We start from the raw sequence: 14,936 nt of genomic DNA, 5'->3' as shown, positions 1-14,936 counted from the left end.
CGCATGGGCCGTTTAGGGGATCGAATCGGTAGTGAGCGAATCTTGGCTGTGGGCCTACTCATGGCGATCATTGTCTATATTCCCATGTCCCTTGTGACCAACGTTTGGCAATTGGGCATTTTACGCTTTTTTATCGGTATCTCTGATGCTTGTCTTCTACCGGCTGTCAATGCTTTAATCACCAAATACTCCCCTCACCATGCAGCTGGTAGGATTTTTAGTTACAATCAGTCCTTCCAAGCTACAGGAAATGTATTTGGGCCGATGATTGGCTCTTCTATCTCCAGTTTATTTGGTTATCGGGCTGTCTTTTTATCCACTTCACTATTGGTGCTGGCAAACTTTTTATTAGTACGTAAAAATACGGCGGAAATAAAAACCGCTAAAAAATAGCTTCTATATAGAAGTGCTAATCATAAGAAAACGCAAAAGTCATTAGGATGATTCCTAGGACTTTTGCGTTTTTGTTTAATGTTGTAAGCTTTTTTGGCGGACTTGGGATAAATATTGACTACCGTAGCGAGCAAAATATTGACTTAAGCTCCATTCTGGTAAATCAGCCAAGTAATCATCGGTTATTTTAATCGCTGCTTGTTGCAGGTCTAAGGGATTCAATTGATGTAATTTTTGTCTGGTTACACCATCTAAATAAGGCCAGCGATTATGAAGAATCTTTTGATAAATATCGCAAAACAACTCTTCATCTAAAATTTGCAACTCATCTTGACTAAGGTATTCTTTTAACTTCATTCCCTAATCCCCCTCCCATAAAATGGTAAAACCTCTTTCATTACTAGTTTACCACTTATTTCATGACAGCGCTTTAGTTTTATGGTATTTTGTTTTCTTATTCACTTAAAAAAAGAGTGTCAAAGCTTGGCCTTGACACTCTTTTTGATTATACATATTGTAATTCAGTTGTTTTTTGATAGGCGTGATCGATCAAGCCACCACCGAGGCATTCCATACCATCATAGAAAACCACCGCTTGACCCGGAGTAATTGCCCGAACTGGTTCGTCAAAAATCACTTCTGCTCGATTATCTTCTAATAAACGCACGGTTACTGGTACATCTTGTTGGCGATAACGGAATTTCGCAGTGCATTTAAATTCTTGTGGTTGCGCGCCTTCAGTCGTGAAGTGAATTTCACTGGCATCCAGAGAATCAGCGTATAAAGCTGGATGATGGAAGCCTTGGCCTACGTATAAGGTATTGCTTGTCAAATCTTTGCCCACCACAAACCATGGGTCTTGACTGGCACCACCGCCACCAATGCCTAGACCTTGACGTTGCCCGATGGTGTAATACATCAACCCATCGTGATTTCCCTTAACTTCGCCGTCTAAAGTGACCATCTTTCCCGGTTGTGCTGGCAAGTATTGACCTAAAAATTGTTTGAAATTCTTTTCACCAATGAAGCAAACCCCAGTGGAGTCTTTCTTCTTAGCAGTAGCAAGACCTGCTCGTTCAGCAATGGCCCGAACTTCAGATTTCTCCATGCCCCCTAGTGGAAACATGGTTCTTTGCAATTGTTCTTGAGATAATTGACTTAAAAAGTAGGTTTGGTCTTTATTATTGTCCACACCCCGCAACATATGCACAACGCCATTTTCATCTCGCTTCACTTGCGCATAATGCCCCGTAGCCACGTATTCTGCTCCTAAGTCTAGCGCATAGTCTAAGAAGGCTTTAAATTTGATTTCTTTGTTGCACATTACATCAGGATTAGGCGTCCGACCAGCCCGGTATTCAGCTAAGAAATATTCAAATACTCGATCCCAGTATTCTTTTTCAAAATTTACCGAGTAATAAGGAATGCCGATTTGAGAAGCCACCTTAGCCACATCTTTGTAATCTTCAGTGGCGGTGCAGACACCATTTTCATCGGTATCATCCCAATTTTTCATAAAAATTCCAATTACGTCATAGCCTTGTTCCTTTAGTAATAACGCTGTTACCGACGAGTCAACCCCGCCGCTCATGCCTACGACAACCCGTGTTTGGCTGTTGTCTGTCATGTTTTCACCATCATTTCATTATAGATTCTAATCAATCGATTTGAAGGTCGCGATCAGTAAGAGCAATTATACATCAGCTGAGCAAATTTTTCACACTTTGCTGTTTATTTGTAAGAGATTCTTTGTTTTTCAGGTACAATAAATTAAAGCGGTCTTTTAAAATAAGGGAACGAAACATTCGCTTTTTCAAGTGAATGTTGCATAACCACTCACGATTTATAATAATATTACAAGAAATTGCCGAATATTTCGGAAAAATCCGTATAAAGTTTCACAATTTTCTTTCAACTCCTAACAACTTCTGTTACACTAAGCAATAACTCATTAAATTGAGAAAATTCAAAAAATTAAACTTGGAAAAGGAGCGAATGTAATGACGATTTACAATTTTTCTGCCGGACCAGCGGTGTTACCACAACCTGTTTTGGAGAAGGCGCAATCCGAATTTTTAAATTACCAAAATAGTGGCATGTCCGTGATGGAGTTGAGTCATCGTTCCTCCTTATTTGAAGCGATTATTAATGATGCGGAAAGCCTGTTGCGGGATTTGATGCAGATTCCGGACAATTACAAAGTTTTGTTCCTACAAGGTGGCGCCAGTCTGCAGTTTTCCATGGTCCCTCTAAATTTAGCCCAAGGTAAAAAAGCACTGTATGTCAACACTGGCATGTGGTCAAAAAAAGCCATTGCTGCAGCTAAAGCACTGGACAATGTAGAAGTGGAAGTCATCGCCTCTTCTGCCGAGGATAATTTTACCTATATCCCTGAAATTCCTTCAGAAAAGATTGACCAAGAAGCAGCTTACTTACACATCACCACCAATAATACCATCGTCGGTACTGCTTTTAAAGACATCCCTAAAGCTGGCAAAGTACCGATAGTGGCGGATATGTCTTCTAATATTTTAGCCAATGATTATAATGTAGCTGATTTTGGCATTATTTATGCCGGAGCTCAAAAAAACATCGGTCCTGCTGGGCTCACCGTCGTGATTATTCGAGAAGATTTAATCGGTTTGTGTCCCGTAGCCGAACCAATGCTAGATTATAAAATCCAAGGAGATAATAAATCGCTATACAATACCCCACCGACCTTTGCGATTTACATGGCTAAGTTAGTTTTTGAATGGCTCCAAGACCAAGGAGGCGTGGCCGGTATTTTAAAATCCGATCAAGAAAAAGCCGACTTGCTCTATACTGCCATTGAAAAATCAAGTTTATTCACCAGTCCCGTAGCTTTAAACAGCCGTTCTATTACTAATATTCCTTTTGTAACTGGCAGTGATGAATTGGATAAAAAATTCAACGCCGAAGCACTGGCTGCTGGTTTCCAAAACTTAAAAGGGCACCGTTCCGTGGGGGGCATGCGAGCAAGCCTCTACAATGCCTTTCCCAAGCAAGGAGTGGTGGATCTTATCGCCTTTATGGAAAAATTTGAAAAAGAAAATGGAGGAGTCTAAATGTTTCATATTAAAACTTTTAACGCCATTGCCCCAGAAGGTATGACTCGTTTTACAAAAGACCACTACGCCATTAATGAAAGTGATACTCCTGATGGCATTATCTTGCGTAGTCAAAAACTCCATGATTACGAATTTCCCAATTCTGTCTTAGGCGTGGCTCGGGCTGGCGCCGGGACAAATAATATTCCTGTAGCGGATTGCACCGAAAAAGGGATCGTAGTCTTCAATACGCCGGGAGCAAATGCCAATGCAGTAAAAGAATTAGTAATTGCCAGCCTCCTCCTTTCCGTACGACCAATTTTAAAAGGGGCACAATGGGTTCAAACTTTAACCGGAGATGATGTGGAAGCACAGGCAGAAGCACAAAAAGCTCAGTTTGCCGGCCATGAATTAGAAGGCAAAAAACTTGGAGTCATTGGTCTGGGAGCAATTGGGGCCATGGTGGCTAATGATGCCTATCGTTTAGGTATGGAAGTGATGGGATTTGATCCTTTTGTTTCTGTTGATACCGCTTGGAGCATTTCTCGCCGAGTGCAACGGGCACAAGACTTAAATGAGCTCTTGACTACTTGTGATTTTATTACTGTCCATGTGCCATTGACAGATAAAACCCAAGGAATGATTGGTGCTTCTGAAATTGCCAAAATGCAACCAACAGCTAAACTCTTTAACTTTGCCCGAGGAGGTATTGTAGACGATTCCGCAGTTCTTAAAGCCTTAGAAGCCGAAGAATTAGCCGGTTATACTACGGATTTTGCTGACAAAAAACTCTTACACCAGGACAAAGTTTTAGTCTTGCCGCACTTAGGAGCTTCTACCGATGAAGCGGAAGTAAACTGTGCGAAAATGGCCGCTCGCACTTTAAAACGTTTTTTGGAAACCGGCGTCATCAAACGCTCCGTGAACTTTCCCACTGTAGAACTAGCTTTTAACAGTCCTTACCGCATTACCATCATTAATAAAAATGTACCAAATATGCTGGGACAAATTTCTTCTGCCGTCGCGGAAGAAGGCATTAACATCGAAAACATGGTTAACCGGGGTCGAGATGACTTCGCTTATACTTTGGTAGATATTAACGAAGAAGATGAACACAAAGTTGCTACCGTAGCTGAAAAATTAGCACAAAATCCCGAAATTATCCGCGTGCGTGTGATTAAAAATGAAACGGAGGCTTGCTAAATGGTACAAGTCCGCCCCTTTTGTGGGATTCGTCCCAAAGCTGAACTAGCTAGTCAAGTCGCTTGCTTGCCTTACGATGTGCTAAATTCTGCTGAAGCAAAAGAACTGGCCCACGACAATCCCTATAGCTTTTTTCATATTGATAAAGCAGAAATCGACTTGCCAGCAGAACTTTCTCCGTACGATGTACAAGTTTATCAAAAAGCTGCAGCAAACTTACAAAACTGGTTGAATAAGGGCTGGCTAGTCAAAGAGAATCACCCTTTATTGTATCTTTACGAACTTACTATGAATGGTCGCAGTCAAACTGGTTTGGTGGCGACTACTTCCATCGATGACTATAGTACAGGAAAAATTAAGAAACATGAATTTACCCGACCAGAAAAAGAAGTGGACCGCATTAACCACATTAAAGCTTGTGATGCCAATACTAGCCCGATTTTCTTAAGCTACCGGGATAAAACCGATATCCAAGAACTAATTACGAACTGGCAAAATCAAGAACAACCAGTTTATGATTTTACCAGTTACCATGAAGTGCGCCACCGGGTGTGGCTAATTAACGAGCCTGCCATTATTGAGAAACTAACCACAGCTTTTATTGAGGTTCCTGCTTTGTACATTGCAGACGGTCATCATCGCACGGAATCCGCAGTAAAAGTTGGTCTAGAAAAACGAGCAGAAGGCACACAAAGTCCAGAAAGCGATTATTTCTTGTCAATTCTCTTTCCAGAAAGCCAGCTTGCAATTTGGGAATACAATCGCGTCTTACAAGTGCCTCTACCAGCTGATTTCTTCACTTTATTGGAATCAAATTTTCACGTGAAACAAAGTGGCGTGAAAAAACCAGTTGCCAAAGGACAGATTCAGATGTACTTAGACCATACTTGGTACACATTGACCATTAAAGATGTGGCAATTCCTGAAGATACCGTGGGTCGTTTGGATGTTTCAATCTTACAAAAAAAAGTTTTCGAAAAAATCTTTGGCATTATGGATATTCGTACTGACAAACGCATTGATTTTATTGGCGGAATTCGCGGGCCAGAAGAACTGGAACGTTTAGTTGACAGTGGTCAATGGAACTTAGCCTTTTCCATGTATCCTACTCAGATGCATGACTTACTGGCAGTAGCCGATGCTGGAGAAATCATGCCACCGAAATCCACTTGGTTTGAACCAAAATTATTAAGTGGGCTGTTTCTACATGATTTGGAGACGGATTAACTAAGAATGGTTGAACGAACTCGTTCAGCTCAAGTAGCACAAAAAACCGGTGGGGTCTTCCACCGTTTTTTTGTGCTTTACAATCAATGTCGTAACTTCGCTAATTCTTCTGCCTTAGCGTCAGCGATAATACCGATTTGATTTTCGGAAATCGGCATGCCAAAAGGTTGCTTTTGGGGTAGATAACTTAGTTCTGGAGCATCGACTCCCACATTGATATTTTCCTTAATAGGAATGCTGGAATAATGAATGTGTCCATGGAGGTTGCGAATATTGCGGGTAATGCCCAGTAACATCGGATAATGGGTTAGATAGTACTGGTGATGATCAAACTTAATGATTGCTCCCACATCATAAAAAACAAATTTCGGTTTTTCTGCTAGTCCCGGATCATGGGCTGCCAAATATTTGAAGAAGGCACGGCTGTCGTGATTGCCTTTAATCATGTGAATCTGCCCATTTAAACGGCTTAATAAAGCCAAAATCTCTGGATAACCCGCTTCATATTGCGGGTGCATCGCAATATCTCCTAAATTATAAACTTGATCGTTTTCTTTCACTACACGATTCCAATTAGTGACCATCACCTCGTGCATCTCATGAATTTGGCGAAAAGGACGAGGAGCAAAATCATTGTCCCCTAATAAGTCTTCATGAAAATAATGAGTATCTGCCGTAAAAAACTTCATTTGACAACCTCCTTTCATTAAAATCCCCAGCTTACAGTCAATAGACAAAGAGCAGACGAATCCCTTAAATGGATTGGCCTGCTCTTTTTGCTTAATCTACTTTTACTAACAAGCCCCGGCTGATAAATCCATCCATCAAAAAATAAAACTTATCTTGGAGCATTTTGTGGGTGTCATCTTTAAAAATGTTCACGGCTTTTAAGCCATTAGCAGTGGTAATGGACATTTTTAAAGTTTGGACATCTTTGGACACCGTAATTTTTAATTTAAACCCTTCTTTGCTTTGGGGTGTTGCTTCTAAGGGGCGAATCAACTGAAAATTGCCGCCGTTAGTTTCTACAAAGCCGTTGTCCCGTAAAGTATAGCGCTTGGCTGTTGGGGCAATTGCATAGGCTTGATTGCTTCCTAAAACTGTTGCTTTTTTTTCGAATGCCATTATTCCACCTCATTTGTCGTCGTTACTTTTATATTATATAAGTTGCTACAAGCTTTGACCAGCCTTAATCCTGCATCTGGGAAACTAAAGCCACGAGAGAGTTGGCTAAAAAGTCCACCATCGCATCTGTATTCCCTAACCCAAAACTGATGCGAATGGATTCCTTGGTGGCTGAACTTTTTCCATACATCGCTTCTAATACATGGGAAGGCTCGATGTTTCCTGCGGTACAAGCCGAACCGGTGGAAATTGCCACTTTTTGTAAGTCCAGCTTCATTAAGAGTAAATCATTGGCAACTTTTGGAAAGCGTAAGTTTAAAACTTGGGGTAATTTGTGCTCTGGATCACCATTTAATTGCCAATTTACCCCGGAATCAGTCAACGCATTCGTTACTTTTTCACTAAACTGACGATACCTCTGGGCATTTTCGGCCATGGCTTCTGGTGTTAACAGACTGGCAGCTTTCGCCATCCCACCAATTGCTGGTAAGTTTTCCGTACCTGCCCGGCGTTTTTCTTCTTGTTCACCACCGTGAAGATAAGCGGGCAAGTGTACTTGATCGCTTTTATACAAAAAACCCACGCCTTTTGGTCCATTGAATTTATGGGCTGAGACTGTCAATAAATCAACGCCTAATTCTTTCGGATGAATGGACACTTTTCCATAGGCTTGTACCGCATCGGTGTGGAAAATTGCCGGATGTTCTTTTAATAGCTCACCGATTTCTTTAATGGGAAGTAAATTGCCGGTTTCATTGTTCGCATACATCACAGAAACAAGAGTGGTATCAGGCCGCAACGCTTCTTTTAAAGCATTTACTGAAAGCTGTCCTTTTTCATTAACTGGCAGATACGTCACTTCAAAGCCTTGACTTTCCAAATAATGCATTGTTTCCAAAACTGCCGGATGTTCCACAGCCGTGGTAATCAAGTGATGTCCCCGGTCTTTTTGACTCATGGCCACGCCGATTAAAGCAGTATTGTCTCCTTCTGTGCCCCCGCTATTGAAGATAATTTCATGGCTCTTCACGCCAAGACTTGCAGCAATCACATCCCGAGCTAATTCCAGCTCCATAGCCGCTTGCCGACCAAAATTATGAATGCTAGAAGGATTGCCAAAAACCGTTTGGGCTAAGCGATTCATCTCTGCTAAAGCTTCTGGGTGTATCGGGGTGCTAGCTGCGTGATCAAAATAACCTTCCATGAACAATAACTTCCCTTCTCTGTGTTTGAAATACGTTAACTCAAACTATTCCCTGTTATTTTAACACGGGGAAAAAAGCTTGGCAAAAGATTGCCCCAATTGTACTTACAGTAAGGGGATGTGACATAAGTAACTAATAAACAAAAAATAGCGAACGTTTTGATTTTAAGTCAAATAAATGTACGTTTGAAAATTAATCGTGAAGAAGTCGTGTTTCAGTCCGTAGAAGAAACATTACCATACGTGTTCAGAGAAAAAGAGAATTACGGTGACTTAGCTTGATGAAATCAAGGTTAGTCACCGTTTGAAATTTTTAGAAATGAAAAGACGAGACTCTTCCTATGTTCCTTCATGAAAGAGTCTCGTCTTTTGCTTTCGTCTCACGTATAGTAATGTTCGGTTCGGAGGACTGGAATACGACTTTTGTCACAGCCCCTTAGCCAAACTAGATTTATTTTTTAGGTTTAACTGCCAACCACAGTTCACTATAGACCTTTTCAGGGTCTTCTCCCCACTTTGTAAAGGAAATTTCCGGTGCCTCAACTAGTTCATAATCCGACGTTGGTAGCCACTGAGTAAAGGCGTTGGCCCAGGTTTCTTGCAAGGTTTCAGGAAAGGGTCCTTGATTAGGGAAAATGACCCACGTCTGAGCAGGAACTGCCACTGTTTCTAAATCGGCATAAGGATTTTCTTTGGAAGTCACAAAGCCAATTAACTGAGTTAGTTCTCCTTTTTCGGCCATTCTGGTTTCCGAAAAATCATAAGACGCATTGATAACTTGATTAGGATATAAATCTCCTAGTTCATGCATTTTTTCTTTTTGTTCTGGGGTAATGCTTTTAGCCAAATCTACAATGGCTTCATTAACGCCTTCAAATTGAATGGGTACTCGTTTACTGACTCCTACCAAATGAAAAGTTGGTTTTTCTTCAATTCTAAATTCCATCGAAATGCCTCCTCTGACATCAATTAAAAATTTGAGGGGAGGATAGGATTTTTGACGTCCCGTTTGCTTCGCCTCACTGGGAGAAAAATTAGCCCAAGACTTGAAGGCTCTGGAAAAACCTTCCACACTTTGAAAACCGTATGTAAAAGCGGCTTCCGTCACGGATAATCCTTGAACTAACGCTTCATTAGCCAAGGCTAAGCGTCGATATTTCACGTATTCTGGAATCGAAACACCGGCCAGAAAGCTAAAAGTTCGTCGCAAGTGATACTCCGACAAGCCGAGATTCCTTGCTAAATAAGACAAATCTACCTCAGCTAAAAGCTGATCTTCCAATACTTCAATCACTTGATTTAATTCCTTTAACAAGACTACTCCTCCTCTCTAGGACTAGTTTAGAATAGCCAGAAATGAATTACTTGATTCATTCCAGACAAATTTGGTCAACTGCCCCAGGACTTTTCAATTAACTGAGTATAAAAAAGGTTGGAGCCCTAAGCCCCAACCTCTCACTAACAGCCTCAAAGCTGCCAATTTTATTTAAAAAGTTTCTCTTCTAATTTAAACAGTGGACTCATAGGTTTATTTTCGTGAATTACTTTTACAGCATCCCCTAAAAGGTCTCCACAAGTGATGTACACCATATTCTTCGGTTGTCGTGATTCATCGGTTAAACAAGAGTCGGTTACACACAAGGATTTAATATCCGAGTTTTCAATTAATTCTTTAGCTGGTGGCGAAAGCAAGGCATGGGAAGCACAGGCATAGACTTCCTTAGCGCCGGCTTCTTTTAAGAAACGAGCGGCATTTACCATGGTACCGCCAGTATTCAAAATATCATCTACCATGATACAGGTTTTTCCAGCTACATCCCCGATCACATAGCCACCATTGGGATCACTTTCTTCTTGGTCCACAATGGCTAAAGTAGTGTTTAAGTATTCTCCTAGGCTGCGGGCTCGTTGCACACCAGAATTTTTTGGCGAAACGACTACATAATCGTCTCCTACCATATTTAAATCTCGATAATACTTTGCGAACAATGGCATGGTGAATAAATTATCTACTGGAATATCAAAGAAGCCTTGCACTTGAACCGTGTGTAAATCCAATGTCAACACTCGTGTAGCACCAGCTTCTTGTAACATATTGGCAATCAGTTTTGCGGTGATGGGTTCATGAGGTTTCGCGGTACGGTCTTGACGAGCATAGGCGTAATAAGGCAAGACCACGTTAATCGTCTTGGCACTAGCCCGTTTTAAAGCATCGATCATGATCAACAATTCCATATAATAATCGTTCACCGGTTGATTTGTGGCTTGGATTAAATAGACGTGAACACCTCGGACACTTTCTTCAATGCTGATGGAAATTTCGCCATCGCTAAACTGCTTAATAGCACACTCCCCTAACTTAGTGCCAAAGACTGCGGCAATTTTTTCGGCCAAGGGACGGTTCCCGTTTAAGCTGAAGATTTTCAAAGGCTTTTCTTCGTAATTAACGACCATATTCTTTTACTTCCTCCAATTTTGTTCGCAAATTTTCTCAATTATACCATAGATTGGCTCACTTTTGGGTTAGCTTTCCCCATTTTAAGGCAAGCTAACAGTTCCATTAATCCAGTGAGCAGGAATGACTTGGTTGGTCTTGCCCCAATTATCATGAACTTTAAAGTAACGCTGACCATCGCTGGTTTCTTTAAAAGCATAGGCAGTAACCCAGTGATTGCCATAGGTGGACCCTTTGGCTTTCATTAGCCCAATCACTACCGGTTTTCCAGCTTTAATGCGTTTGACAGCTCGATACCAGCCGCCAGTCAGTGTGGCTCGCCCGCGATAAGGCAAATCAAAATGATTAAAATAGCGACTTAAACCGTGACTGACTTGAGGTGCTAACGTGGGCAAATCCACCGGTTGAATCAATAATTGTAAAAAAGCTAGGAAGACTTGACCGTTGCCACTGTTTTTTCGGCGCAAAAAACGAGGCACTATCTTTTCATCTAGATAGTCTTGGTAATAAGCTAATAACACCGCTGAAGCTGTCGTCCCACAGAGATAGCCCTTAGTCGTCCGCCAGTTGCGATACCGTTCAAAGCGCGTTTCTTCGATTCCCACCCATTCATCTAAAGGATAGTCCATTCCAACGCCTCCTTTTCTTTTTAGTATACCCGATTTATCTGTAGAGGAACAATCCGTAACAGCCTCCAGAGTATTTCTTTGAAGAATTCCTGTCTCTGAGTGATAATAAGAAAAATACCAAAAAGGGGTGGCCCTATGTCGAACTTATTAAAAGATGATTTTTATGAATATGTCAATGGTGCTTGGTTGGAAACTGCCGAAATTCCTGGAGACAAACCCGCTACCGGTGGCTTTCAAGATTTGGTGGATGGAATTGACGAATTGTTAATGAAAGAATTTGAAACCTTCCGCCAACATCCAGAAACCATTCCTGCCGGACGCTTACAAGATGCCATTGCTTATTACGAGTTGGCCAAAGACTATGAAACCCGCAATGCTCTTGGTAGTAAACCAATTCAACCGCTGCTAAAGCGGGTCATGAGTTTAACTAGTTTAGAAGATTTAAATCAACAATTAGCCGATTGGGTCTTAAGTGGCCTGCCGCTGCCTTTTGACGTGGATGTGGATCAAGATATGAAAAATACTCAATTCAACACGTTCTTTGCCGGACCTGCCGGAACAATTTTACCGGATAAAACCTATTATGAAAAAGATCATCCCCAAGGAGCCGATCTTTTAGCTGTCTTTTCGAAGATGACTGTAGAAGTTCTGGAAAAAATGGACTATGACAAAGAACAAGCCGAAAAAATTGTAGCAGATGCTCTGGCCTTTGATCAGCTAATCGTACCTCATGTGCGTAGTTCTGAAGAAAATGCCGACTATAGCAAAAATTACAATCCTCGAACTTTTGAAGAGTTTATCCAGTATTCTAAGTATTTTGACTTGGAACAATTAACTCGCGATTTAATCAAGCAAGCACCGGAAAAAGTAATTGTCACAGAACCAGACTACTTTGAAGCCTTGGATAAAATTGCCAATCCCAAGACTTTCCCTTTGTTAAAAAGCTGGCTCTTAATGCAAGTTGCCCTAGCCTATACTGGTTATTTGTCAGAAGAATTGCGTCTTTTAGGAGGAACTTACAGCCGCTATATCTCCGGTGCTACCGAGGCGAAATCTCCAGAAAAAGCAGCCTTTTATCTAGCCAATGGTCGCTTTAGCCAAGTGGTTGGCTTGTATTATGGTCAAAAATACTTTGGACCCAAAGCCAAAGCTGATGTGGAACACATGGTTAAAGAGATGATTGGCATTTACCAAGAGCGTTTGGAACACAACACTTGGCTGTCAGAAGCCACTTGTCAAAAAGCGATTGTTAAACTGAATCATTTAGGCATTCATGTGGGTTATCCCGAAAAAATTCCCGGCTACTACGATTGCTTCATCACTAAAACCAAAGCGGAGGGTGGAACACTAGTCGAAAATGCTACACGCTTTGGCCGAATTGTTAGAGAGGACCGTTTTAGTAAATATGGGCAAGCTAAAGATCGAGCGGAATGGGAAATGAGTGCTGCTACTGTCAACGCCTACTACCATCCATTCTTAAATGTCATCGTCTTTCCGGCAGCGATTTTGCAAGCACCCTTTTACAGTTTGGAACAAAGCGCCAGCGCAAATTACGGAGGCATCGGAGCGGTAATCGCCCATGAGATTTCCCATGCCTTTGATAATAACGGGGCCAAATTTGATGAGTTAGGCAATATGAACAACTGGTGGACTGCCGCAGATTTAGCTCATTTTGAAGAACTATCCCAAGCCATGATTGCCGAATTTGACGGCATAGCATTTGCTGGAGGCGTAGTCAACGGCACCTTGACTGTTTCAGAAAACATTGCCGATGCAGGCGGTTTAAGCTGTGCTTTAGCCGCCGCTAAAAAAGAAGCCCATGTCTCTTTGGAAGATTTCTTTACCAATTGGGCCAAAATCTGGCGCACCAAAGCTCGCCCTCAATACCAGCAACTGCTCTTGGCTGTCGATGTCCATGCTCCGGCAAAGCTCAGAGGAAATTTGCAATTGCAAAATATTGATGACTTTTATACTACTTATCAAATTGAGCCAGGAGACGGGATGTACTTAGCTCCTGAAAAACGAGTTAAAATTTGGTAAGCTCTCCAAAGACTAGCTTTTGTTTCCTAACGACCGAAAGCGGGAAAAACTGTCATGGCAGACATGGCAGTTTTTCCCGCTTTTTTTATTTCGTTTTATCCGCAAACTGAGCTTCTACTCGATAAATCCGCTGGCCTTTGGCAGAAAACTTCGCTTCGTATTCCGTCATAATATTGCCTTCAAAATCACTGTGGTGCAAATCCAACCAAACTTTTTTTAAAGTCATGCCATATTGAGAAAAACTTGCCAATGAATATTCAAACAAACCTTGGTTATCGGTTTTAAAATGGATTTCCCCAGCAGGTTTTAAAATCGCTTCATCGACTGTCAAAAAAGGTTTGGAGGTTAAGCGTCGTTTTTCATGGCGTTTTTTCGGCCAAGGATCAGAAAAGTTCAAATAGATTTGGTCCACTTCACTGTCTGCAAAATATTCGGTTAAAGCTGAACCATCTACATGCAGTAATTGGACATTCTGCAAATTTTCTTCAAGCACTTTATCCAAAGCATGGGAAACCACACTGACTTGCATTTCCACTCCAATGTAATTAATTTCGGGGTGAGCTTTGGCCATTCCAGTAATAAAGCTACCTTTGCCCATTCCAATTTCAATGTGGATCGGCTGATCATTGCCAAAACGTTCCTGCCAACGCCCTTGCCATTTTGTCGGGTCAGCAACGACGATGGCAGGATTATCTGCCAACATTTCTTCTGCCCCTTTGCGTTTTCTTACTCGCATCTTTTTGCTCCTTTAAATTTTTTCGTAAAAAAGGAGGTCGAAAGCTGCAGCTCTTGCCCCAGCTTTCAGCCTCTACTCGCTGAATACGCGCTTCAACTGTAAAATCACTTCGTTCATCCGGGTGTATTCCCCACGATGATAATATTTCTTCACTTCTTGTAATAAAGAAAACAAGGCGTACCAGTAAACCTTATCCAAGTTTTCGGTACTCGGCATCATGCCATAACTAAGCAGCCAATTGTTCCAAGCAGATTTCGGCCGATAATGACCTAAAAACGTGCCTAAATCCACACAAGGATCAGAAAACATAATGGAATCCCAGTCCACCAAATATAAATAATGGCGACAAACTAGCCAGTTTCGGTAATTCACATCCCCGTGGACGACGGTTTTCTCCGTTTCCTTAAAAGCCGGCACATGATTTTTCAAGTAATCAAAGACCAAGGCTAAAAACTGATTGGTTTCTACTGGCTGAGGTAAGTCTTTTTGATACTGGTCTAACATCTGTTGGGGAGTAATGATTTCTCCACCAATTTTTTCCAACATTTGAATTAACGTTTTAGAATGGTGCAGTTGATACAACACATCCACCACATCATTACGCATGCCGATTTCTTCAGGAGAGATGAATTGGCCTTCTAACCATTCTTGAGCGGAAAAAGTGTCCCCGTTTCCAGTACGCTTGGTCCAAACTAACTTAGGAGTAATGCCTTCTTTGGCAAGAGCGGCCAGCATCGGAGTGGTATTGCGTTTCACAAAAACTTTGGCATTGTTTTTTAAGCCTACGTAGGCTTTCCCGGTATCCCCTTTTAAGGGACTCAATTGCCAATCTTGACCCAATTGAAATTCCATCGCC

The 14,936-nt window shown here is 41.6% G+C and carries 15 protein-coding genes; 5 read left to right on the top strand and 10 right to left on the bottom strand.

Going from position 1 to position 14,936, the window contains the following annotated elements; genetic code table 11:
* On the top strand, window positions 1-393 hold a 393-nt coding region (locus AB5754_RS09080), incomplete at its 5' end, for an MFS transporter (RefSeq protein ID WP_368259555.1).
* Between the two features lie 75 nt (window positions 394-468).
* Here AB5754_RS09080 and AB5754_RS09075 read toward each other — a convergent pair.
* Window positions 469-750: a hypothetical protein gene (locus AB5754_RS09075; RefSeq protein ID WP_368251453.1), complete on the bottom strand. Its 282-nt coding sequence runs from the start codon at window positions 748-750 to the stop codon at window positions 469-471.
* A gap of 148 nt (window positions 751-898) precedes the next feature.
* Complete coding sequence (gene mnmA, locus AB5754_RS09070; protein ID WP_368251452.1) at window positions 899-2,020, bottom strand: tRNA 2-thiouridine(34) synthase MnmA; 1,122 nt, start codon at window positions 2,018-2,020, stop codon at window positions 899-901.
* 373 nt (window positions 2,021-2,393) lie between these two features.
* Here mnmA and serC point away from each other — a divergent pair, with 373 nt between their 5' ends.
* Genes serC through AB5754_RS09055 form a run of 3 tightly spaced genes read left to right on the top strand, consistent with a single transcriptional unit; the run spans window position 2,394 to window position 5,891 of the window.
* Entirely contained in the window at window positions 2,394-3,479 is a 1,086-nt protein-coding gene (gene serC, locus AB5754_RS09065) for a 3-phosphoserine/phosphohydroxythreonine transaminase (protein WP_368251451.1), read from the top strand.
* Window positions 3,480-4,664, top strand: coding sequence for a phosphoglycerate dehydrogenase (locus tag AB5754_RS09060; protein ID WP_368251450.1), 1,185 nt, complete (start codon window positions 3,480-3,482; stop codon window positions 4,662-4,664). It begins immediately after the preceding gene.
* Window positions 4,665-5,891 carry a DUF1015 domain-containing protein gene (locus tag AB5754_RS09055; RefSeq protein ID WP_368251449.1) on the top strand — a complete coding sequence of 409 codons (1,227 nt, stop codon included), beginning with the start codon at window positions 4,665-4,667 and terminating at the stop codon, window positions 5,889-5,891.
* An 83-nt stretch (window positions 5,892-5,974) separates the two neighbouring features.
* Here AB5754_RS09055 and AB5754_RS09050 read toward each other — a convergent pair whose 3' ends face one another.
* From AB5754_RS09050 to AB5754_RS09025, 6 genes are all read right to left on the bottom strand, one after another.
* Complete coding sequence (locus AB5754_RS09050; protein ID WP_368251448.1) at window positions 5,975-6,580, bottom strand: metallophosphoesterase; 606 nt, start codon at window positions 6,578-6,580, stop codon at window positions 5,975-5,977.
* A gap of 91 nt (window positions 6,581-6,671) precedes the next feature.
* Window positions 6,672-7,016 carry a DUF1831 domain-containing protein gene (locus tag AB5754_RS09045; protein ID WP_311832518.1) on the bottom strand — a complete coding sequence of 115 codons (345 nt, stop codon included), beginning with the start codon at window positions 7,014-7,016 and terminating at the stop codon, window positions 6,672-6,674.
* Between the two features lie 64 nt (window positions 7,017-7,080).
* Window positions 7,081-8,220, bottom strand: coding sequence for a cysteine desulfurase family protein (locus AB5754_RS09040; RefSeq protein WP_368251447.1), 1,140 nt, complete (start codon window positions 8,218-8,220; stop codon window positions 7,081-7,083).
* Window positions 8,221-8,671: 451 nt separating this feature from the next.
* Window positions 8,672-9,535: an AraC family transcriptional regulator gene (locus AB5754_RS09035; protein ID WP_368251446.1), complete on the bottom strand. Its 864-nt coding sequence runs from the start codon at window positions 9,533-9,535 to the stop codon at window positions 8,672-8,674.
* A gap of 167 nt (window positions 9,536-9,702) precedes the next feature.
* Window positions 9,703-10,674 carry a ribose-phosphate diphosphokinase gene (locus tag AB5754_RS09030; protein WP_311832515.1) on the bottom strand — a complete coding sequence of 324 codons (972 nt, stop codon included), beginning with the start codon at window positions 10,672-10,674 and terminating at the stop codon, window positions 9,703-9,705.
* An 84-nt stretch (window positions 10,675-10,758) separates the two neighbouring features.
* The gene (locus AB5754_RS09025) at window positions 10,759-11,304 is read right to left on the bottom strand and encodes a hypothetical protein (protein WP_368251445.1); all 546 of its coding nucleotides are present in this window, start codon (window positions 11,302-11,304) and stop codon (window positions 10,759-10,761) included.
* A gap of 135 nt (window positions 11,305-11,439) precedes the next feature.
* On the opposite strand from AB5754_RS09025, the gene AB5754_RS09020 reads away from it, so the two are divergent.
* Window positions 11,440-13,344: a M13 family metallopeptidase gene (locus tag AB5754_RS09020; RefSeq protein WP_368251444.1), complete on the top strand. Its 1,905-nt coding sequence runs from the start codon at window positions 11,440-11,442 to the stop codon at window positions 13,342-13,344.
* 85 nt (window positions 13,345-13,429) lie between these two features.
* On the opposite strand, the gene trmB is transcribed toward AB5754_RS09020, so the two are convergent.
* Both trmB and AB5754_RS09010 read right to left on the bottom strand, forming a co-directional pair.
* Entirely contained in the window at window positions 13,430-14,080 is a 651-nt protein-coding gene (gene trmB, locus AB5754_RS09015) for a tRNA (guanosine(46)-N7)-methyltransferase TrmB (RefSeq protein WP_368251443.1), read from the bottom strand.
* Window positions 14,081-14,152: 72 nt separating this feature from the next.
* Window positions 14,153-14,932: a phosphotransferase family protein gene (locus AB5754_RS09010; protein WP_311832511.1), complete on the bottom strand. Its 780-nt coding sequence runs from the start codon at window positions 14,930-14,932 to the stop codon at window positions 14,153-14,155.
* Window positions 14,933-14,936: the final 4 nt, after the last annotated feature.

The organism is Enterococcus sp. 2201sp1_2201st1_C11_2201SCRN_220225, assembly GCF_040925905.1.
Classification (GTDB): domain Bacteria; phylum Bacillota; class Bacilli; order Lactobacillales; family Enterococcaceae; genus Enterococcus_C; species Enterococcus_C asini_A.
The sequence above is the reverse complement of the archived record's forward strand: the minus strand, read 5'-3'. Positions and strand labels throughout refer to the sequence as shown.

Excerpts from the sequence above, each read along its gene's own strand:
- AB5754_RS09040 (WP_368251447.1), bottom strand. The coding sequence starts at position 8,220 with ATGGAAGGTTATTTTGATCACGCAGCTAGCACCCCGATACACCCAGAA.
- trmB (WP_368251443.1), bottom strand. The coding sequence starts at position 14,080 with ATGCGAGTAAGAAAACGCAAAGGGGCAGAAGAAATGTTGGCAGATAAT.
- AB5754_RS09025 (WP_368251445.1), bottom strand. The coding sequence starts at position 11,304 with ATGGACTATCCTTTAGATGAATGGGTGGGAATCGAAGAAACGCGCTTT.
- AB5754_RS09075 (WP_368251453.1), bottom strand. The coding sequence starts at position 750 with ATGAAGTTAAAAGAATACCTTAGTCAAGATGAGTTGCAAATTTTAGAT.
- serC (WP_368251451.1), top strand. The coding sequence starts at position 2,394 with ATGACGATTTACAATTTTTCTGCCGGACCAGCGGTGTTACCACAACCT.
- AB5754_RS09060 (WP_368251450.1), top strand. The coding sequence starts at position 3,480 with ATGTTTCATATTAAAACTTTTAACGCCATTGCCCCAGAAGGTATGACT.
- AB5754_RS09010 (WP_311832511.1), bottom strand. The coding sequence starts at position 14,932 with ATGGAATTTCAATTGGGTCAAGATTGGCAATTGAGTCCCTTAAAAGGG.
- AB5754_RS09020 (WP_368251444.1), top strand. The coding sequence starts at position 11,440 with ATGTCGAACTTATTAAAAGATGATTTTTATGAATATGTCAATGGTGCT.
- AB5754_RS09050 (WP_368251448.1), bottom strand. The coding sequence starts at position 6,580 with ATGAAGTTTTTTACGGCAGATACTCATTATTTTCATGAAGACTTATTA.
- mnmA (WP_368251452.1), bottom strand. The coding sequence starts at position 2,020 with ATGACAGACAACAGCCAAACACGGGTTGTCGTAGGCATGAGCGGCGGG.
- AB5754_RS09045 (WP_311832518.1), bottom strand. The coding sequence starts at position 7,016 with ATGGCATTCGAAAAAAAAGCAACAGTTTTAGGAAGCAATCAAGCCTAT.
- AB5754_RS09030 (WP_311832515.1), bottom strand. The coding sequence starts at position 10,674 with ATGGTCGTTAATTACGAAGAAAAGCCTTTGAAAATCTTCAGCTTAAAC.
- AB5754_RS09055 (WP_368251449.1), top strand. The coding sequence starts at position 4,665 with ATGGTACAAGTCCGCCCCTTTTGTGGGATTCGTCCCAAAGCTGAACTA.